21 protein-coding genes and 2 riboswitches are annotated in these 19,962 nt (G+C 36.0%); of the genes, 10 read left to right on the forward strand and 11 right to left on the reverse strand.

Translation table 11 applies throughout. The features are described 5' to 3' along the window. Positions 1 to 9: 9 nt before the first annotated feature. From hisS to pnuC, 5 genes are all read right to left on the reverse strand, one after another. Complete coding sequence (gene hisS / locus AC2A07_RS09790; protein WP_314491503.1) at positions 10 to 1,377, reverse strand: histidine--tRNA ligase; 1,368 nt, start codon at positions 1,375 to 1,377, stop codon at positions 10 to 12. Between the two features lie 144 nt (positions 1,378 to 1,521). Further along, positions 1,522 to 1,980 (reverse strand): HRDC domain-containing protein, encoded by a 459-nt coding sequence (locus AC2A07_RS09795; protein WP_484050228.1) that lies wholly within the window; start codon positions 1,978 to 1,980, stop codon positions 1,522 to 1,524. Positions 1,981 to 2,002: 22 nt separating this feature from the next. Continuing rightward, the gene (locus AC2A07_RS09800; RefSeq protein ID WP_314491509.1) at positions 2,003 to 2,335 is read right to left on the reverse strand and encodes a single-stranded DNA-binding protein; all 333 of its coding nucleotides are present in this window, start codon (positions 2,333 to 2,335) and stop codon (positions 2,003 to 2,005) included. Positions 2,336 to 2,573: 238 nt separating this feature from the next. Further along, positions 2,574 to 3,626: an acyl-CoA dehydrogenase family protein gene (locus tag AC2A07_RS09805; RefSeq protein WP_484050229.1), complete on the reverse strand. Its 1,053-nt coding sequence runs from the start codon at positions 3,624 to 3,626 to the stop codon at positions 2,574 to 2,576. Then, positions 3,601 to 4,197, reverse strand: coding sequence for a nicotinamide riboside transporter PnuC (gene pnuC / locus AC2A07_RS09810; RefSeq protein WP_484050230.1), 597 nt, complete (start codon positions 4,195 to 4,197; stop codon positions 3,601 to 3,603). Before pnuC ends, AC2A07_RS09805 begins: the two co-directional genes overlap by 26 nt. 22 nt (positions 4,198 to 4,219) lie before the next feature. Then, positions 4,220 to 4,325: riboswitch (TPP riboswitch) on the reverse strand. 297 nt (positions 4,326 to 4,622) lie between these two features. Between pnuC and AC2A07_RS09815 the strand changes: the two genes are divergently transcribed. From AC2A07_RS09815 to AC2A07_RS09835, 5 genes are all read left to right on the forward strand, one after another. Then, positions 4,623 to 5,219: an HPP family protein gene (locus AC2A07_RS09815; protein WP_484050231.1), complete on the forward strand. Its 597-nt coding sequence runs from the start codon at positions 4,623 to 4,625 to the stop codon at positions 5,217 to 5,219. Between the two features lie 5 nt (positions 5,220 to 5,224). Then, positions 5,225 to 5,563, forward strand: coding sequence for a hypothetical protein (locus AC2A07_RS09820; protein ID WP_314491519.1), 339 nt, complete (start codon positions 5,225 to 5,227; stop codon positions 5,561 to 5,563). A 152-nt stretch (positions 5,564 to 5,715) separates the two neighbouring features. Continuing rightward, positions 5,716 to 6,630, forward strand: coding sequence for a TIGR01777 family oxidoreductase (locus tag AC2A07_RS09825; RefSeq protein ID WP_484050232.1), 915 nt, complete (start codon positions 5,716 to 5,718; stop codon positions 6,628 to 6,630). 36 nt (positions 6,631 to 6,666) lie between these two features. Next, complete coding sequence (gene nudK, locus AC2A07_RS09830; protein WP_484050233.1) at positions 6,667 to 7,248, forward strand: GDP-mannose pyrophosphatase NudK; 582 nt, start codon at positions 6,667 to 6,669, stop codon at positions 7,246 to 7,248. Between the two features lie 20 nt (positions 7,249 to 7,268). Then, positions 7,269 to 7,838, forward strand: a complete 570-nt coding sequence (locus tag AC2A07_RS09835; RefSeq protein ID WP_484050234.1) for a hypothetical protein — start codon at positions 7,269 to 7,271, stop codon at positions 7,836 to 7,838. 134 nt (positions 7,839 to 7,972) lie between these two features. On the opposite strand, the gene AC2A07_RS09840 is transcribed toward AC2A07_RS09835, so the two are convergent. Next, a complete protein-coding gene (locus tag AC2A07_RS09840) occupies positions 7,973 to 8,434 on the reverse strand; it encodes an Lrp/AsnC family transcriptional regulator (RefSeq protein ID WP_484050235.1) in 462 nt (153 codons plus the stop codon). A 153-nt stretch (positions 8,435 to 8,587) separates the two neighbouring features. After that, a riboswitch (cobalamin riboswitch) is annotated at positions 8,588 to 8,773 on the forward strand. A 399-nt stretch (positions 8,774 to 9,172) separates the two neighbouring features. Here AC2A07_RS09840 and metE point away from each other — a divergent pair. Continuing rightward, positions 9,173 to 11,494: a 5-methyltetrahydropteroyltriglutamate--homocysteine S-methyltransferase gene (gene metE / locus AC2A07_RS09845; RefSeq protein WP_484050236.1), complete on the forward strand. Its 2,322-nt coding sequence runs from the start codon at positions 9,173 to 9,175 to the stop codon at positions 11,492 to 11,494. 59 nt (positions 11,495 to 11,553) lie between these two features. Here metE and AC2A07_RS09850 read toward each other — a convergent pair whose 3' ends face one another. The 4 genes from AC2A07_RS09850 to AC2A07_RS09865 all read right to left on the reverse strand — a co-directional run bounded on the left by AC2A07_RS09850 (position 11,554) and on the right by AC2A07_RS09865 (position 15,446). Then, complete coding sequence (locus AC2A07_RS09850) at positions 11,554 to 12,555, reverse strand: NADP-dependent oxidoreductase (RefSeq protein WP_484050237.1); 1,002 nt, start codon at positions 12,553 to 12,555, stop codon at positions 11,554 to 11,556. A 10-nt stretch (positions 12,556 to 12,565) separates the two neighbouring features. After that, entirely contained in the window at positions 12,566 to 13,330 is a 765-nt protein-coding gene (locus AC2A07_RS09855) for an SDR family oxidoreductase (RefSeq protein WP_484050238.1), read from the reverse strand. 206 nt (positions 13,331 to 13,536) lie between these two features. After that, entirely contained in the window at positions 13,537 to 14,232 is a 696-nt protein-coding gene (locus AC2A07_RS09860; protein ID WP_484050239.1) for an SDR family oxidoreductase, read from the reverse strand. A 122-nt stretch (positions 14,233 to 14,354) separates the two neighbouring features. Next, positions 14,355 to 15,446, reverse strand: a complete 1,092-nt coding sequence (locus AC2A07_RS09865) for an alkene reductase (protein WP_484050240.1) — start codon at positions 15,444 to 15,446, stop codon at positions 14,355 to 14,357. A gap of 107 nt (positions 15,447 to 15,553) precedes the next feature. On the opposite strand from AC2A07_RS09865, the gene AC2A07_RS09870 reads away from it, so the two are divergent. The 3 genes from AC2A07_RS09870 (at position 15,554) to AC2A07_RS09880 (ending at position 17,429) form a co-directional block, all read left to right on the forward strand. Beyond that, positions 15,554 to 15,970 carry a winged helix-turn-helix transcriptional regulator gene (locus AC2A07_RS09870; RefSeq protein WP_484050241.1) on the forward strand — a complete coding sequence of 139 codons (417 nt, stop codon included), beginning with the start codon at positions 15,554 to 15,556 and terminating at the stop codon, positions 15,968 to 15,970. A gap of 305 nt (positions 15,971 to 16,275) precedes the next feature. Further along, positions 16,276 to 16,722 carry a KTSC domain-containing protein gene (locus tag AC2A07_RS09875; protein ID WP_314491548.1) on the forward strand — a complete coding sequence of 149 codons (447 nt, stop codon included), beginning with the start codon at positions 16,276 to 16,278 and terminating at the stop codon, positions 16,720 to 16,722. A 176-nt stretch (positions 16,723 to 16,898) separates the two neighbouring features. Beyond that, positions 16,899 to 17,429 carry a hypothetical protein gene (locus AC2A07_RS09880; RefSeq protein ID WP_484050242.1) on the forward strand — a complete coding sequence of 177 codons (531 nt, stop codon included), beginning with the start codon at positions 16,899 to 16,901 and terminating at the stop codon, positions 17,427 to 17,429. Positions 17,430 to 17,440: 11 nt separating this feature from the next. Here AC2A07_RS09880 and AC2A07_RS09885 read toward each other — a convergent pair whose 3' ends face one another. Beyond that, the gene (locus AC2A07_RS09885) at positions 17,441 to 18,313 is read right to left on the reverse strand and encodes an AraC family transcriptional regulator (RefSeq protein WP_484050243.1); all 873 of its coding nucleotides are present in this window, start codon (positions 18,311 to 18,313) and stop codon (positions 17,441 to 17,443) included. A 165-nt stretch (positions 18,314 to 18,478) separates the two neighbouring features. Here AC2A07_RS09885 and AC2A07_RS09890 point away from each other — a divergent pair, with 165 nt between their 5' ends. Then, the gene (locus AC2A07_RS09890; protein ID WP_484050244.1) at positions 18,479 to 19,075 is read left to right on the forward strand and encodes a hypothetical protein; all 597 of its coding nucleotides are present in this window, start codon (positions 18,479 to 18,481) and stop codon (positions 19,073 to 19,075) included. The last annotated feature ends 887 nt before the right edge of the window (positions 19,076 to 19,962 follow it).

A 19,962-nucleotide genomic window follows, 5' to 3' on the forward strand; every position in this document is an offset into this window, starting at 1 on the left:
GTAAAATGGTTAACCTAAAAATTCCTCTAAAGAAACTGTTTTCTGTTCTCCGGCTTCAAGGTTTTTGAAAGTTACGGTTCGATTTTTAATTTCTTCCCCGCCTAAGAACACAAGATTTTTGATTCCTTTCTTTTCTGCGTAGGTGAATTGTTTGTTGATTTTTGCATTTTCGGGATACAGCTCAGCAGAAATTCCTTTTTCTCTTAGCTGAATGATTAGTTTCAAAGCTTCGATGGTTTCTTCACCTCCAAAATTAGCAAAGAGATACTCAACGTTTGATGTTGCTTCTTCAGGGAATAAATTAAGTTCTTCCAGAACAAGGTAAATTCTGTCCAGCCCAAAAGAGATTCCGATTCCCGGAACGTTTTTAACACCGAAAACTTCAGTCAGGTTATCATATCTTCCACCGCCGCCGATGGAACCCATCTGCGCCTCATCAGCTTTCACTTCGAAAATCGCACCTGTATAATAATCTAAACCGCGGGCCAGTGTAACATTAAAGACTAAATTCTGAATATCAACACCTAAATTCAGTGACTGGGTAATTACAAATTCCAATTCTTCAACTCCCTTTAACCCGATCTCATTTCCGACAAATTTTTCTTTCAGCTGGAGAAGGTTTTCTAAGGCATCGCTGGACTGATTAAACAGGAAGTCCAGTTTATCAATAGATTCCTGAGCAATATTTTTTTCTAAAAGTTCCCTGACTACTCCATCCTTCCCTATTTTGTCTAATTTATCCAAAGCCACGGTGAAATCAATCAGCTGATCTGTAATGTCTGCATATTCTGCCAGACCTGAAAGGATTTTTCTGTTGTTGATATGGATGGTTACAGAAGTTTTCAGTTCTGCAAAAGACTTTAGGTACAGCTGTACCAGCTCAACTTCCTGCCAAAGGCTTTCACTCCCTACAACATCGGCATCACACTGATAAAACTCTCTGAATCTTCCTCTCTGAGGACGGTCTGCCCTCCAAACCGGCTGAATCTGGTACCGTTTATAGGGGAATGTCAACTTTCCGTGATTCATGGCAACAAATCTTGCAAAAGGCACCGTTAGATCATAGCGAAGGGCTTTATCGGTAAGGCTTTCTGTGCTGAAAGGCTGATCCAAAGCTTTTTGGAAATCATTCAGCATCTGATTTTTTTTGTCCTCTTTCGCTTCATTGATACTCGAATTCAAAATCTTAAAAATCAAACGGTCTCCTTCTTCACCGTATTTCCCTGTTAAGGTGGATAGGTTTTCAAAACTTGGTGTTTCCAAAGGCTGAAATCCGAACAGTTCGAAATTCTTCTGTAAAATATTGATGATGTATTTTCTTCTCGAAACTTCAAGTGAGGTAAAATCTCTCGTTCCTTTTGCTAAGCTTGGCTTCATTTTTATAAATGATAATTGATGATTGATAAATGATATGAGATGCAAAAATAAGGAATTGAAAGGACTTTTAAATCAATAAAAAAGCCGGAGATTGATTTTCCCCGGCCTTATTAAATCATTTGTGTTTTCTGCTTTATATCCTTTTCATACGTTCTCCAGGATTTCGAGGATCTCTTCACCATAATTTTCAATTTTATGTTTTCCGAAACCTTTTATATCCAGTAATTCTTCTTTTTTCGCAGGTTTATATTTAGCGACCGAAGCAAGTTCTTTATTGGTTGCAATAAAATAGGTCGGAAGCTTTTGATCCCTTGCTTTTTCAGAACGCCAAAGTTTTAATGCGTCTAAAATTTTAATCTCGTCATCACTGAGCATTTCATCTTCTGCCGAATATTTTGTTGGTTTAGCTTCCTTCACCGAATTCTTACCCAACGATTTTTTTTCATTAAAATAAAGTACTACAGACCAGAACTGATCTTCACTGACAAAAGCGGTTTCCACTTTTACAATGTCATTATGTTCAAGGAAATTATCTATCATTCGCTGATCATCATACAGAAATTCTTCTGCTATTCTTACTTTTAAAACTTTTATCTGCATCATTTGTAATTTTAGAATCTGACATTTATTTTCCTCCTAACAGTAAAAGTTCTTCCACTCTGATCTCGGTAATGTATCTTTTCACCCCGTCTTTATCATCATACGATCTGTAGGTAATTTTTCCTTCAATGGCAATTTCTTTTCCTTTGGGAACATATTTCTGAAAGATCTCAGCCGTTTTACCAAAAGCGACCAGGCTGTGCCATTGGGTCTCTTCTATTTTCTCACCCTTTGCATTAGTGTAGTGATCGTTTGTAGCTAATGATACCGTTGATTTCAGAGTTCCGTTATCGAAAGTCATTATTTCTACTTCTTTTCCTGTGTAACCGATTAATGTTACTTTGTTTCTTAGTGACATAGCTTTATATTTTTTAAAGATTAATAATTCAGATCAGAGACGTTCACTGGTTTCTCAAATCTCTGTTGCAAAGATTCATCAGTCTTGAAAATTTAATCGGTTTAAAACTATTTAAATTCGTTTGTAGTCGTTTGAAAACGGATAAAACAAGTCTCAAATTGTTCACAATGTCCCACTATTAAAGGAAAAACACCCTCACTACCTATGAAAGCCTTTTATAAAAATAATTTTGAAATTTTTAACCGTTTATGAAAAAATTGTACCCATTTTGAAAATCAGGTGTAAAGTTAGCGTGCTGGGTTGCGGTAAAATAATCACAGAAAACCTGATATAATTCAGAGTCTGTATGGGTGGCTTTAATTCCTGACTGAAAGTAGATTTCTAAGATATGATGAGATAAATTCCTGACTGTTTCCGTCGAAAAACTGTGAATTTCTGATTGTTTTTCAGGAGAGATTATTTTAAAATCATTCAGTAAATTTTCAATTTCTCCGGCAACACGAAACAGTTCTTTTCTTTTCTGATCTATCCTTTCATCAAATGCATTTAGATTGAGCTGTAGACGAATCTTAAGTGCTTCTTCTGAAAAATGACAAGCCATCCCGAGATAATTGATCAGCAAAGTCAGATTTGCAAAAATCCTGAATGGAATTCTGTCAATAGGGTCATCAGTGAAAAATTCGTCGTAAATAAAACTGTAATCTTCTGAAACTCCCGCATTATTAACTTTAAAAGAGTACGTTCCGGTAGCTTTCATTCCCATCGATTTCCAGTTGGGAATGATTTCTGCCTGGTCTCTAGAAATAACAAATGAACGAATGATTTCAGAACCCGATTCATCTAATAATGGATTATTATTTTCAGTCAGTACAGCATTTAATGTAAAATGGCTTAAGTGTGGTGCTCCGGTTGCAAAATGCCAGAGTCCGTTGATAACAAAAGTTCCGTCGTTATTCTTTTCAGCAGTTCCACCAATCATTCCGCTTCCGCCAAAACAGGTTCTTGAATTGATGAAGAGTTTTTCAGCAATATATGGTTTGAGATTTCTTGAAAAAAAATTCGCCCCTGAACACAAGGTGAGCAGCCAGCCCAGACTTCCGTTTATTCTTGACCAGTCAAATAAAACGGACAATCCTTCTTTCAAGCGAAGTCCCAATCCCCCATATATTTCAGGAACCCAAATCTGAAGCAACCGCTGCTCATGAATGATGCTGATTATTTTTGGAGAAATCTCAGAAGCTCCTGACATCTCTTGTCTGATTTCTTCAGACGTAAGCATTTCTTCTTTCATTAATTATTTTCCTCCATTTTAAATATCCTGATATAGCAACGATGAACAGGAAAGCCGTTAATGCCGCATATAGATACAGGCTCTTATGGATCAGTAGTGGAATAGCAATGATATTACTGATATTCAGCAATATCCAGTTTTCAATTTTCCTGCGTGCCATCAGCCACATTCCCGCCCATGCAAAAGCACTGACTACAGAATCTAAAATCGCAACGTCAGAATCAGTATGATGGGTCAGAAAATAGTAAAAGATAAGGAAAGACACCACTACAATCCCAATGGTGATCATTTTTTCCTGACCTGTAGTTTTTGAAATCACGGCTTCTGATTTTTGCCTGCCAAATTTCCAGTAAAGCCATCCGTAGATGCTCATGACCAGATAATAAAGGTTAAGGGTAAACTCTGCATACAGTTTAGCCGTCACCATGACATAAAGGGTGAGCGAAATCCCTGCAATTCCGAAGAGATAATTATTAGAATTATTTTTCCGTGCCAACAGCACCTGAATCACTGAAAAGAAAACGCCAAACCACTCCGGCCAGGTCGTATGCTGTAAAAATTCCTGCATCAAATTAACTTGTATAAATTAAATGATGAGATGATAAATCAAATTCCCTACGCCGGCATTATCCGGATCAGGTGTGGAAGATTCCCGGGTATCATCTCAGCTGCGATTATGCAGCACCCCATTGATAGAGCAAAATTGATGTTTTTTTTCTGAAATAAAAAATTAAACTGTCATATTTTAAATCAAAAACAGACCTGAAAAATGACTGAAAAATTTATAGACATTTTCAAATTTTCCGGCTGTCAGCAGTTTGTAATCTTTGAAAAAACTTCATAAGTTTATAATTAGGTCAAAGTCTCAACCAGATTAAAAGACTTTGACAAAACTGAAAGCAGTTATTCAGCAAAAACATGTATCTACTTTGGGTTGAAGCAACAGCCGTTTGTAAACGGATAATTTTCGTATATTTAATTTTTAATACCAAAGCATTGAAGAAGACCTTACGAAGAACCTACCGTGTATCAAAATATGTGATTTACAAAGAAACTCTTGTTGATTATAAGGAACATTTCTGGTCGTTTGTCGGCGCATTTTTCGGTATAGGAATTATTGCTTTTTTACAGTCCCAATACTTACTTCAACAGGAAAATGTATTTCTCATCGGGTCATTCGGAGCTTCAAGCGTTTTGATTTACGGTGCTATCCAGAGTCCTTTGGCACAACCGAGAAATCTGGTGGGCGGTCATGTGATCTCGGCCATTGTAGGTGTTACAGTTTATCAGATTGTTCCTGATATTTTATGGCTTTCAGCGCCATTGGCTGTTGCCTGTTCGATCGTACTGATGCAGTATACAAAAACATTGCATCCTCCTGGTGGTGCAACGGCTCTTATTGCGGTAACCTCACCGGGGAAAATTGCAGATTTAGGATACTGGTATGTTTTGTCTCCTGTTTTATCCGGATGTATCATTCTGCTCTTAGCAGCTTTATTCTTTAATAATATCACTAAAAACAGAAGTTATCCAACGAGTTCAAAATGGAAGAAACTTCTGCATAAAAAACACAAACACACTTTGAAAAATTAATTGCTATGAACTGTCTTGAGTGCGGCGAAAAAATCATTGGAAGATCAGATAAAAAATTCTGCAATGACGCCTGTAGGAATTCTTATAACAACAAACAGAACAAAGACTCCAGTAATCTTATGCGGAATGTCAACAATAAACTCCGCCGAAACTACAGGATTCTGAGTGACATTAATGTGGAAGGCAAAACGAAAGCCGCCAGATCCAAACTTGATGGCTTGGGATTTGATTTTAATTATTTTACACAATTTAAAGTCTATAAAAATGGTTCTGAGTATAAATTTGTCTATAACCAGGGCTACAAAATTTTGGATGATGATTATATTCTGATTGTTAAAAATTGAGGGAATTAAAGACTATACTATAAGGTTGATCGAAATTTGTTTTAAACCGGTTTTTTCTTCCCTATATGAAAAGAAGCCAATTTTAAAAAGATAGAATACCCTAATTTAACAGTTACGTCAGCATCATTAACTAAGTTAAAGTAAATCAATACATGAAAGAAATTGTCTTAATCACCGGAGCCGGCGGATCTGTTGCAAAGGTTTTAGCAAAGAAACTGGAAAACGAATATTTGGTTCGCTTTCTGACCCGAACCCCCAAAAACGAAAATGAGTTTGAGTTTGAGTGGAATATCAAGAATGGAACTGTTGATGAAAAAGCTTTTGAAAACGTCAGTCACATCATTCATCTTGCGGGTGCAAATATTTCTGATCAGCGGTGGACTGCTGAGCGAAAGAAGGAAATTGTCTCAAGCCGTATCGATTCGGCACAATTGATTTTAAAAACTTTACAAAAGAAAAACATTCAGTTGAAATCCTTCATTTCAGCATCTGCCATTGGAATTTACGGTGCAGTTACTTCGGAGAAAATATTTAAAGAAGAAGATCAGAAAGGGAATGATTTCTTGAGCGAAGTCGTGATTCTCTGGGAAAAGGCAGCAGATGAATTTTCAGAAAAAGGAGTGGCTGAAAGAGTCGTGAAAATCCGGATATCCATTGTTCTTTCCGAAAAAGAGGGTGCTTTGAAAAAAATGGCTGTTCCTGTAAAATTGGGGGTCGGATCACCACTCGGAACAGGAAAACAATATATCCCATGGATTCATATTGATGATCTTTCTTCTGTTTTTGAATTTGCTATGAAAAATGAAGACATGAAAGGTGCCTATAACGCATCAGCACCACAACATACTGATAATGAAAATTTCACAAAAGAAATTGCAGAGGTTTTAGAAAAACCTATGTTTATGCCTAATATTCCCGGATTTATAATGAAACTGATTTTTGGCGAACTGTCTGCAGCGTTGTTAGAAGGCTCAAGAACTTCATCTGAAAAGCTCCAGAATGCAGGCTTTCACTTTAAGTTTCCAAATCTGAAAGATGCATTGGGAGATCTTCTGAAAAAAAATTAATCAAAAAAAACATCATTTAAAAAGACTGCCTCATCTATGCAAAATAAAAATGTACATATCGAAAAGACCGAAATTCTTTCCCAAAACTGGTACACATTAAAAAAGATCACCTTCAATATCAGGAAAAAAGACGGTACCGCTGAAACCCAGAGCAGGGAAGCCTATGACAGGGGTAACGGGGCGGTGATTTTATTATACAATACAGATAAAAAAACAGTAATTTTAACCCGGCAATTCAGGATGCCTACCTATATCAACGGAAATGAAACAGGAATGCTGATTGAAGCCTGTGCAGGTTTATTGGATAACGACCATCCTGAAGAATGTATAAAAAGGGAAACTGAGGAAGAAACGGGGTATAAAATAAAAGAGGCTCACAAAATTTTTGAAGCGTATATGTCACCCGGATCCGTTACCGAAATCCTGTATTTTTTCATCGCTGAATATTCTATTGAAATGAAGATGAACAATGGTGGCGGCCTTGAAGAGGAAGGAGAAGATATCGAAGTTCTGGAGATCAGTTTCGAAAAAGCTCTTGATATGATTGATACTGGTGAAATTAAAGATGCAAAAACCATCATGTTACTTCAACATCTGCGTATCAAAAACTTAGTATAGATTTATTTAAAATAAAAATTATGAAATTTCAATTTTTGATTATCCTTTTTCTTGTTTTTTCTACTGCGTTACCGGGTCAGAAAAATGAAGTTTTGAGTACAAAGGATCAACATGCTGTTGAGCATTTTAAAAATAAATATAAAAAGAAAAATCACAAGAAATTTGAAGGTAAGATCAGCTTAAAAGACAATCAGATCAGTTATGATGATAAAGTGATTTTTTTTGACAAGTCTGATAAAACATCAATTTCAATACTGCAGCAGGGACTCATCTATCCGCAGCTTCTCACAGATTATCAGATGCAGAAATTTCTGGATGAGACGACGGATAAAACTCAGAAAAGATTTTTAAAATTACAGAAGGATCCGAAAGCTTCTTTTGATGTTAATAATATCAATGTAAAAATTTCTGAACTTCCTTTTTTACAGTTTAATGAGAAAGTCAAAAGATTCAGGCTTATTACAAGAAACAGAAACCTGCCCAATTCGATTAATTATCTTATCGAACTGACCAATTCTAAAGCGGTCAAAAATCTGAGCATAGAGGAATTTGTAAAAGATGCTAAACTGACGTATCTTGATCAGGAATAAGGTGAAGAATGAAGATCTTATTAAATTAAAAAAGGATGTATTACCTGTCGAGAAATCTTAGTGTAAGAGTTCTGCTAATTGATAACATTTATGATTTAGCATTTTAGGAAGTTATTCTCACTATTTTAAATTTCTTAAATACTTAATCCATGTGTATTCTTCACTTCAGCCATTACAAAAGTGCTGTGTGTACTTCCTATAGAATCAACGGAGCCGAGTTTATTAAAGACAAAATCCTGATAATGTTTCATATCTCTTACCTGAACTTTCAGTAAAAAATCAAAATCACCTGAAATGTTGTAACATTCTGCAACCTCATCTATATTCAGAATATCTTCTACAAACTGATTCCCCACGGAACGGTCATGAATTTTCAGTTTTACCTGGCAGAAAACCGTAAAACCGCGATTCAGTTTTTCAGCATTCAAAACTGCTGCATAATACTGAATGTAGCCATCCTGTTCAAGTCTTTTGACACGCTCAAAAACAGGTGAAGTAGACAGGTTAACAGCAGCTGCCAATTCCTTGACCGTTAATTTCGCATTCTTTTGCAGGATTCGAAGCAACTGAAGATCCTTTTCATCAAGTCTTTCCACAGAATAATATTCTTTTTAAATTTACAATTTTCAAATATACAGAATATTTAACTTTTAAAATAAATTAGAAAAGAATTATATGCTTAATTTTTAGTTTAAATCCAATGATTCAGCTTCAATTTATACCTTTGACACATAAATTGTTCTTTTACATACTTCATCAACGGAAAAGGTTCTGTATAAAGCAGATTAATAGGGAATCGTGTGCAAATCACGAGCTGTCGCGCAACTGTAAGTAATATACCAAAAGTTTTTGTCCTTGAAATATCCACTGTTAAAACGGGAAGGATGGCAAAAACTGTTACAAGTCAGGAGACCTGCCTGTTCCGAATGATCAATGCTCCCGCGACTGGAGTTTTTGGATTTATAGATGATACATTTTGGTTTATTTGATTTAATATTTTGTGGAATGTAAACGCAAAGATTTTGTTGCTGATGCATTGATTCAGAAAGCAAAGAATTGCGATAAACAGCTTATGAATACTGTTAAGCTTTGAAATCAATTTATTGATTAACTCTTTGCCTTTATAACTGTTTTCAAGTTTAAATTAAATTTTGCAATGAAAAGTTACAGCCATTTAAAATTTGATTTTATGTCAGACTTAACTGGGATTTTTAAATTTTAAGTCAAAAACCATTTCCAAGTGTATCTAAAATTCTAAAAACTCTTTAAGCAAAAGCATTACGAAGCATCCTAAAAGAACTTTATGATTATTATTTAATTAAAAGTTAAAAAAAATGCAAACACACTTACTTGGCTACCCGCGTATTGGCAGCAACAGAGAACTCAAAAAAGCCTGTGAACAGTATTGGTCAGGCAAAATAACTTCAGACGAACTGCTGGAAGTTGGGAATACCATCAGGGAAAATAATTGGAAACTCCAGCATGAAGCAGGAATCGATCTTATTTCCTGTAATGATTTCTCCTATTATGATCAGGTTCTCGACATGACGTTAACCGTTGGAGCAATTCCTGAACGGTATGAGGAAATTGCTTTCAAAAAATCTGAAACTGATCTTTATTTTGCAATGGCCAGAGGCATCCAGAAAGACGGTCTGGATATTACTGCGATGGAAATGACCAAATGGTTTGATACGAATTACCATTACATTGTCCCTGAATTCCGGAAAAACCAGGAGTTTACATTATTCTCGAATAAAATCATTCAGGAATACATCAGTGCAAAAAAGACAGGGGTGACTGCAAAACCTGTGATCATCGGATTACTCACTTATCTGTTACTGGGAAAAGAAAAGGGAGAAGCTTTTGACAAATTGGATTTAGTGCAAAATTTACTTCCTGTTTATATCCGGATCTTAAAAGAGCTTGAGAATCACGGAGCGGAATACATTCAGTTTGATGAACCGTTTTTAGCATTAGATCTTAGCGGAAAAGCAAAAGAAGCTTATCAGCATGTCTATACTGAAATCAGAAATCATTTTCCCAATCTGAAATTTATTGTTGCTACTTACTTTGAAGGATTAAAAAACAATCTTTCTTTAGTATTTGCTCTTCCGGTCGATGTTTTACATATTGATCTTGTCCGTTGTCCTGAACAGCTGGATGAGGTTTTGGATACGATTCCAAATACGCTTAGCATTTCACTGGGAGTTGTTGACGGAAGAAATATCTGGAAAAATGATTTCAGCACGTCACTTGCGCTGATCAGAAAAGCTGTATTGAAGTTGGGTACAGACAGGGTGTTCATCGCACCTTCCTGTTCACTCCTCCATACTCCTTTTGATCTGGACTCTGAAAGAAATGAAGCCATTCTCTCTCCTGAAATCAAACAGTGGATGGCTTTTGCCAGGCAGAAAGTCTATGAAATTGTCAGTTTAAAAAAACTGGCTTCAGAAAATCCAAATTATACTGTTTTACAGGTTTTAGCAGAAAACAAAAAGGCCATTGAAAATCGTAAAACTTCTGAATTAATTCACAATCAGAATGTTAAAAACCGCAGTAAGGAAACAACTGAAAAAAATGCCCGGAGAAATTCGTCTTTCAGTATAAGAAAAGAAGAACAGCAGAGGATTCTTCAGCTACCCCTGTTTCCTACTACAACGATCGGTTCATTTCCACAGACGGCAGAAGTGAGAACCTGGAGAGCAAAGTTCAAAAAGGGTGAACTGAATCCTGAACAATATGATCTATTATTGAAACAGGAAACTGAAAGAACAATTCGCTGGCAGGAAGAAATTGGAATTGATGTTCTTGTTCATGGAGAATTTGAGCGGAATGATATGGTGGAATACTTCGGCGAACAGTTGGAAGGATTTGCTTTCACACAAAATGGCTGGGTTCAGAGTTACGGAAGTCGCTGCGTGAAACCTCCTGTGATTTTCGGAGATGTTCACAGACCAAAACCTATGACCGTGTACTGGTCGGAATATGCCCAATCTTTGACAAAAAACTGGGTAAAAGGGATGTTAACGGGACCGGTAACCATTCTTCAATGGTCTTTTGTCCGTGATGATCAGCCACGTTCGCTAACCTGTAAACAGATTGCCCTCGCCATCCGTGACGAGGTAAAGGATCTTGAAAAAGCGGGAATCAGAATCATCCAGATTGATGAACCGGCGATTCGTGAAGGACTACCGTTGAGAAAATCTGACTGGCAAAATTACCTTAAATGGGCAGTGGAGGCTTTCCGGATTTCGGCAAGCGGTGTAGAAGATGCAACACAAATTCATACGCACATGTGCTATTCTGAATTTAATGACATCATTGAGAATATTGCCGATATGGATGCCGACGTCATCACGATAGAATGTTCCAGAAGCCAGATGGAACTGCTGAATGCTTTTGCCGATTTTAAATATCCGAATGAGATCGGACCGGGAGTGTACGATATTCATTCACCAAGAGTTCCGTCAAAAGAAGAAATGGTGGAATTGCTGAAAAAAGCACAAACCGTCATTCCCGCAAAGCAGCTTTGGGTAAATCCTGATTGCGGCCTGAAAACCCGTCATTGGGATGAAACGGAAAAAGCACTGATTGCAATGGTAGATGCTGCAAAAGAAGCTGCAGAAACTTTCAATAAGGAAATAAACCTGGTTTAGTAAATATATTCAGGCAGGAGTTTCTAACTCCTGCTTTATATTTTAAACATCAAAAAAAATCATTTTATTTTTATTACAGCTTTTCCTTTTGCCCGACCACTTTCTACATATTTCAGAGCGTCACTGGTCTCTTCGAATGAAAAAACCTTGTCGATGACCGGTCTTATTTTTCCAAATTCTATCAGTTTTGTAATTTCTGCCAACTGCTTCCCATCAGCTTTCATGAAAAGAAAAGAGTAATTGACATTTTGTTTCTTTGCTTTCCTTCTGATTTTACTGCTCAGCAACTTAGTGGCAATTCTCACGTACCAGGGCAGATTAAATTCTTCGGCAAATACAGGAGTTGGAGGACCGGAAATCGAAATTATTTTACTGTTAGATTTTACAACATTAAAGGATTTCTCCAGAGTCTTAGCATCCTGACTGTTTAACACGAGATCATAGCCATTCAGGAGGTCTTCAAAATCCTGCGTTTTATAATCAATAAGCAGATCAGCACCAAGACTTTTCAGAAGTTCAAAACTTTTTTCGCTCGCAGTTGTTGCGACTGTGGCACCAAGATGTTTTGCCAACTGGATCGCAAACGTTCCCACTCCACCAGATCCCGCCTGGATAAAAACCTTATGACCTTTCTGAACATTGGATTTTTCGACCAGAGCCTGCCAGGCTGTTAAACCCACCAAAGGAATTGACGCCGCCTCTTCCATTGTTAGGTTTTTGGGTTTCAAAGCAATATCTTTTTCATTAACAGAAATAAATTCTGCAAAAGTCCCGATATGAAAATCGGCTGCTCTTGCATAAACTTCATCCCCTACTTTAAATTTTTTCACTTTTTCACCAACTTTTACGACAACTCCTGCAAGATCATGACCTAAAACCAGCGGCATTTTGTAAGGTAAAATTAGTTTAAATTCACCACTCCTGATTTTGGAGTCTAAAAGATTCACGCTCGCAGCATGAATTTCAACCAAAACCTCACTATCTTTTATCGTTGGCTCAGGCAAATTTGCCAGTTCTATTTCGCTCTCTTTGCTGTAACGGCTGATACTGAATGCTCTCATATCTTAAATTTTATTTTATAAATTGATTAGCTTTTTTCGGATTGATAAGCCTGAAAGCTGTTTTCGGAAAGAACCTTCTGATGATATTAACGGTTTTGGCATCTCCCACACGGATGGTTTCCCGGTTTCTTTCTAATCCTCTGATAAGACCTCTGACCATTTCTTCTGTAGATATTTTCTTATCATTTCTTTCAGCGGTCATTTCAGTAGCGACAAGCGGTGGAACCAATTCGAAGATTTTAACCGTACTTCCTGTAATTTTTAAGTGTTCACGAAGGGAAACTGTATAAAAAGCGAGGGCAACTTTTGAAGAGGAATACGTTGCTTCAATAAGTGACGGAACCATACTCAATATTGATGTTGTATTAATAATAGCCGCTTCTCTTCTTGATTTCAACATATCCATAAAGATATTATTAATTCTGATGACACCAAGGTAATTAACGTCCATTTCGTAGGTTGCATTGTCGATATGTTTGTCATTAGCAACGCCCAAATTCAGCGGAGAAGTCAAAACAGCAGCATTATTATACAAAATATCGATTCCACCCAATTGTGAAATGGTGTTGAAAAGTAAATTCACATCTTCTTCTTTTGAGACATCACTTTTTATGGCAGTAAGATTGGGATGCAGACTTTTTGCTAAGTCAAGTCTTTCCTGACTTCTTCCGGTGACGATGACTTTTGCTCCTATTTCTAAAAACTGCTTTGCAGCTTCCAATCCGATCCCGGAAGCTCCACCGGTGATTAATATTGTTTTTCTTTTTAATTCCATGAGATTATATTTTTTAATTACTGATTTACCTGAAGACTATTTTTAATGTTTTTTGAACACAAAGGGCACTGAGCTTTATCCTGCTTGTCGCTTTTCAGTTCACAGAGCCGTTTCACTTATGGAAGTTCACAGGGTCTTTCAAAAATTATTCACTATGCGAGTTTGACATTTTGCAGTTAATTTCAAATATTATTGATTAAGCAGGTTCATTTGGAAAAAAACTGTTTAGAATCGCCAACAGGAACATCAAACTGGTTTTTTGAAAGTGCCAAAAACAATTCGTCAGCCACTTCGGAAGGAGGAATTCCTTCTGCACCACCAATTTCTGCAGAAAATTCTGTATTGACCAATGGTGGATATACTTCGAAAATATGAATATTCCCCTGCTCTTCATAAGTCTGTCTCAAAGCTGCCGTATAACTGTGTAATGCCGCTTTTGTTGCACCATACGTCGGCAGCATTTTATGACTTCCGAAAACTGAAATTGAAGAAATATTGATCACCGCTGCTTCCGTTTTCTGAACCAAATGAGGAATTAACAACTCTGTAAAATGAATAACACTGAAATAATTGGTATTCATTTCAACAGCTGCTTTTTCATGTGCATTCTGCGTTTCATTCAGTAAATAAGCAAATGCTGACCCCGCATTATTGATGATGATGTTAATTTCCGGATGATTGGTTTTTAATTCTTCTGCGATGCGTACCCGGTCTGTTTCAATAGAAAGGTCACCCTGAATGGCTACAGCATTTTCCAATTGTTGCAAGGCACCCTGGAGACGTTCTTCATTTCTTCCGTTGATGATGATTTTGTTACCTTCTGTGCTTAATTTTTTAGCGATGGCTAAACCAATTCCGGCACTTCCGCCACTGATGAATACTGTATTTGCTGTTGTTTTCATTTTTTCTTTGTTTAAATGTTTGTGTATTGTTATGATGGTCAGGTTTGCGACAGGGATTGCAACGGCATCCTTTTGTGAAACAAAAGATAGAGTGGAAAGCCCGGCCGTTCGCCCTAATTATTTTAATTGTTTAGCATGGGATAATCGATATACCCTTTTTCCCCAGGCGTGTAAAAAGTTGACTGATCCGGTTGATTAAGTGGTGCGTTGGTCTTAAAACGCTCAACCAGATCAGGATTGGCAATGAAAGGGGTTCCAAAAGAAACCAGATCTGCATCGCCATCCTGCAAAACTTTTGTGGCAGTTTCTTGGTCAAAACCCCTGTTGATGATAATCGTTCCGTCATAAATTTTGCGGAAATGTTTTGCTACTTCCTGAACAGCATCAGAATTACCTGAAACATCCGTAAATGGTTCAATCAAATGAAGATACGCCAGATCATAACCGTTGAGACGGCTGACGATATAATTGTACAGTTCAATTGTTTCATCATCAACTAAAATCCCCATAATTCCGTTGAGCGAAGGATTTAGACGGATGGCCACCTTCTTTAAATCTGCAACTTCTCTGATCGCATCCAGAATTTCGAAAAGAATTCTGGCTCTGTTTTCTACCGAACCACCATATTCATCAGTGCGGAAATTTGAATTTTTACTGAAAAACTGCTGAAGCAGATAACCGTTTGCCCCGTGAAGCTCTACTCCATCAAAACCAGCTTCAAAAGCATTAACTGCAGCCTGCCTGAAATCATTTACAGTCTGTTTAATATCTTCTGTAGTCATCGGTTGAGGTTCTTCACTATTCTGAAAACCTGTTGCTGTAAAAACCTGTACCTGAGGATTGATATCTGAAGGCGCTAAAGGCTTCTTACCGTTATGTAAATCAGGATGAGAATAAGCACCTGTATGCCAAAGCTGGGCGAAAATTTTGCTGCCCTCTCTGTGAATAGCGTCTGTAGTGATTTTCCAGCCTGCTATTTGTGCTGAACTGTAGATTGCAGGAACGTTAATTACGCCAACCGCTTCAGGACTGATGAAAGTACCTTCTGTGATAATCAAACCTGCGGTAGCTCTCTGCCGATAATATTGTGCAGTTAATTCGGTTGCTTTATTTTCCGGATTGTCTGAACGGCTTCTGGTCATTGGAGCCATCACAATACGGTTTTTAAGTTCTAAGTTTTTGCTCTTATAAGCATCAAAAAGAATGTTTTCCATTATACTTTAAATTAAATTCTGTAAATTTGCTTGCGTTTTGCAAGTGCAAATCTATAACATTACTTTCAAAATGCAAGTGTTTTTATTTAATTATTTAAAATAATTTTATGTCGAGTTCAAAAAAAAGATCGGATTGCCCTATCAGCAGCTCATTAGACGTGTGGGGAGATAAATGGTCACTGCTGATTGTGAGAGATCTTATGTTTGCCAAACAGTGTACGTATGGAGAATTTCTTAAATCTGATGAAAAAATAGCAACCAACATTCTGGCTTCGCGTCTTTCAATGCTAGAAGAAAACGGCATTATCAGCAAGCAGGATCATCCTGACAGCAAAGCGAAAGTTTTGTACAAACTCACAGAAAAAGGGATTAATCTACTTCCTCTGTTAATAGAAATTAATCTTTGGGCTGAAAAATATTCAGAGATTCCTGAAAGCCAAAAGATGATTTTGAATGCGGTGAAAAATGATAAAGCCGGATTTATTGAGGAGAAAATCGGGGAGTTGAAGAGGGAGGTTTTGTAATTTCTGGTTAGGAAAACATTTTAACAAATGAAAAGTCCTACTTAATTAGATCATTACATTATAATATATCAGTTTCATTATCATCAATGCAAATCAGATACATAGATATTATCGTTTTAGTTATTTATGTAATAATAATAATAATAATAATAATAATAATAGATTTCGGCTTATCAAACAAATTAAAAATCAAAAACTTACGCTATTCTCAATTAAAAAGCATAATTTTGCATCCCGTAAAAAGGATCATCCATTATGACATCGCAATTGCATATGGCCTTTAAAAATTTGATAAATATCTTCTTATGAAAAGAATAGGCGAACACAGAAAACTTCTTGGAGTAGATAATACTGCTACTTTAAAAGATTTAAAGACAATATACAGGAATACGATGAAAGATACGCATCCTGATAAATTTGTCAATGATGAAGAAGGAAAACTGGCAGCTGAAGAAAAAAGCAAATCGATCATTGAAGCTTATCATTTTCTGGTAAGCATCAACCCGGAGACCCAGGAAAAGTACAAAGAGGAGTATACTGAAACCATCACAAAGTCAAATATCCAGGATTTTTATCTTGAAAAATCGATTCTGAAAGTTCAGCATCTGAATGGGAAAATGTTTGAATATATCGGAGTTCCAAGAAATACCTATATCAAAATGGTGAATGCTGATTCGCCAAGCCGTTTTGCAAGAAGACATATCTACGGAAATTTTATCTTCAGAAAATCAGGTGAAGTAATGGCAGATTAATCTCTTCATTAAAGAAATAAACAGAGCTTCCGGTTTACTCCGGAAGCTTTTTTTTGGAACTTTTTTGATTACTGAGATTCTTTCATAATTAAAATAAGATTCTGATAGTTTTATAAAATTTCAGAATTTTGCAGGCTGTATCATTTGTAAACCTTACATTAGTTTAGATTTAGCTGATGACGTATTATTTTAATTCCATCTGTGAATTCAGACAGATCAATCCCGTAGTAAAAGGACAGTCTATGAGAGTTAATGACCCAGGTTTAGGAAATATCCGGGATACTCTTCATGATTTTAAAACCTTCCTTGAAAATCAATATCCTGATTTCGAAGGTCATGATCTCTCTGTTAGTATTTCAAAAGGCTTCAGCAATTTCCCCAATGTATTATATGCCTGCATACTTCCTCCCGGCCAATATGTTCCTAATGGAATCTATACCGCCCTGTGCTTTGACATTCTGGGAAGAGGAGCTTTAGTGGGATGTGTTGAATCTAAAATTGTATCTCAGGGACTGGTTACTGTACAGCGGAAAAATGGAGGTCAACCGCTTCTTATTGATGTCGACGGCGCAAGTGAAAGAACCAGGTACAACAATGTTTTTGTAAATCCTAAAGAATTTTACTATCCATTGGAGGACAGCCAACTACTCGATCAGCATATCAAAAATTCACTCAAAATATGCTTTGACTATTTACAGGCTGACTGATTCATTACAGATTAATCAATTAAATAATTAAATTCCTTTCTGTACTGAGAAGGACTTTTACCTGTATATTCTTTGAAGGTCTTATTAAAATAACTGAAATTATTAAAACCGGATTCAAAGCAGACATTCGTAATACTTAAGGGTTGCTCAGCAAGCAGTTTCAAAGAATGGGTTATTCTATATTCATTTACAAACTGAGTAAATGTTTTATTGGTGATCTTTTTAAAATAGCGACAGAATGATGGTACTTTCATACTTGCCAACTGAGAAATCTGCTGTAAAGTAATCTGTTCCTTAAAATGATCTTTTACATAGTTGAAAATATGGTTAATTCTTTCATTATCTTCTACCTGTGTCTGAAGATAATATTTTCCTGCATTTAAAATTCGGTATTCCTGAGTTGAAGCAAGCTCATCCAAAATTTTAATAAACTTCATAAGTTTATCCAAAGAAGATGATTCATGCATTTCCAGAATTTTTGATCCTATTTCCTTTTTTATATTTTCCGAAAATACAATGCCTGCTTTTGCCTTTTCCAACAGATTGGCAATTTTCTGCATTTCGGGTAAGGCCCAGATCTCTTCGCCTAAAAAATCAGGTTTAAACTGGATGACCATTTCAGAATCGTTATTGGTATTTTCATTAGTCATTCCACAATGCGGCAGATTGGTTCCCATTAAAACCAAATCACCATCAGAAAAATAAGATATATTACTGCCGATCTGCCTTTTTCCTGAACCTCCACAGACAAAAATCAACTCAATTTCAGGATGATAATGCCATACATGAGACTTGATATTTTCATTTTTTAAAAATTTTAAACTCGTAAAACTACTTCCCATATTGGGTTTCACAGCTTCGAAAGATGGATGAGAGTGCTTCATATCAGACGGTTAAATTATGCAATTGAATCATACACAAAATTAACAAAGATTATTCATATAGTTAATCTTAAAGTTAAAATAAAACATAAATAAGAAAATTGTGCAGTAGAACAGCGTTATAATGTATAGTAGATTTGCAGTGTTAACAAATGAAAAATCAATATTATGAAAAAAGTATTTAAATCAGTTCTACTGATCGGTTTCTTATCTATTTCAATGAGTGCCATGAGTAAAGAAAAGGACTTTTCTCTTTCATTTGGAAAAACTGAAGCAGAGACGGTCAGTTTTGAGGTATTAAATGCAAAGAATGTTTCTATAGCAATTTACAGTGATAAATATGGTGAACTACTTTTCGAAGATTTAAATTCAGAAAAGAGTGTAATTAAATCTTACAATTTTAAAGATCTGGATTCAGGAGTTTATTATATAATTGTAGAATCTGATCAGAAAATACAGAAATACAAAATTAATGTAGGAACTGATAAAAAGCCTTTGATTGAAGAGAAACCTGTTTCAGAAATCATAAAGCCTGAATTTTTGATAAACGGAAACATGGTTAAATTACATTTATCCAGTTTAAAAAACACTGCCAGGATTTCAGTTACCGATTTTAACGAAACGATCTATTACGACGCAACAAAATCTGCAACGAACGGCGAGATTGAACTTACTTTTGATTTCAGTAAAAAAACAGCCGATACTTATATCATCACTGTGGAAGAAAATGATCATGTTTTTAATAAAATAATCAGTCTGAAATAATTTTCTGTTTTAAACTGACAAAAATATTTTTATATAGTTTCTTTTTAAAGTTGGATTCTTACTGAAATTTTTCAGAAGAATCTAACTTTTTTTTATTTCATAAACTGAAGTATCTGCTTTGGCTTTGGCTTGGTTTTCAACTTACAATTTGAGTTTGTAATGGAAACTGGTGACTTCGAGAGCCTCAGTCACCGGTTTCCATTACAAAATCTGTTTATAGTAGAATAGTACTCAATTCAAGCCAAACCATTCCCATCAACTCTTCTTTCTAATTTGGTTATTTAAGTAAGACTAGGACGTGTGTTTTTGTCTGAATCAAAGCGTCGGCAGAAATCAACAGTTTTCTAATATTCGAAAACCGATAATCACAGAGCCTCAGTCACCGGTTTCGATTACAAAATCTGTTTATAGTAGAATAGTACTCAATTCAAGCCAAACCATTCCCATCACTCTTCTTTCTAATTTGGTTATTAAGTAAGACTAGGACGTGTGTTTTTGTCTGAATCAAAGCGTCGGCAGAAATCAACAGTTTTCTAATATTCGAAAACCGATAATCACAGAGCCTCAGTCACCAGTTTCCATTACAAAATATGTTTATAGTAGAATAGTATTCAATTCAAGCCAAAACATTCCCATCACTCTTCTTTCTAATTTGGTTATTTAAGTGTGTTTTTGCCTGAATCAAAGCGTTGGGGTCATACCACCAGTTTATTACATTTACATACCGATAATCATAGAACCTCAGTCACTGGTTTCCATAACAAAATCTGTTTATAATAGATTAAAGCCGAACCATTCCGATTCCTGCTTCTTTTTAGTTGTAATGATTTAAATAGGGCATCACAAGATCTGTTTTTATAGATCAATATCATTTGGTATTAAAAAAA

The organism is Chryseobacterium sp. HNCC26DJ238, assembly GCF_057180465.1.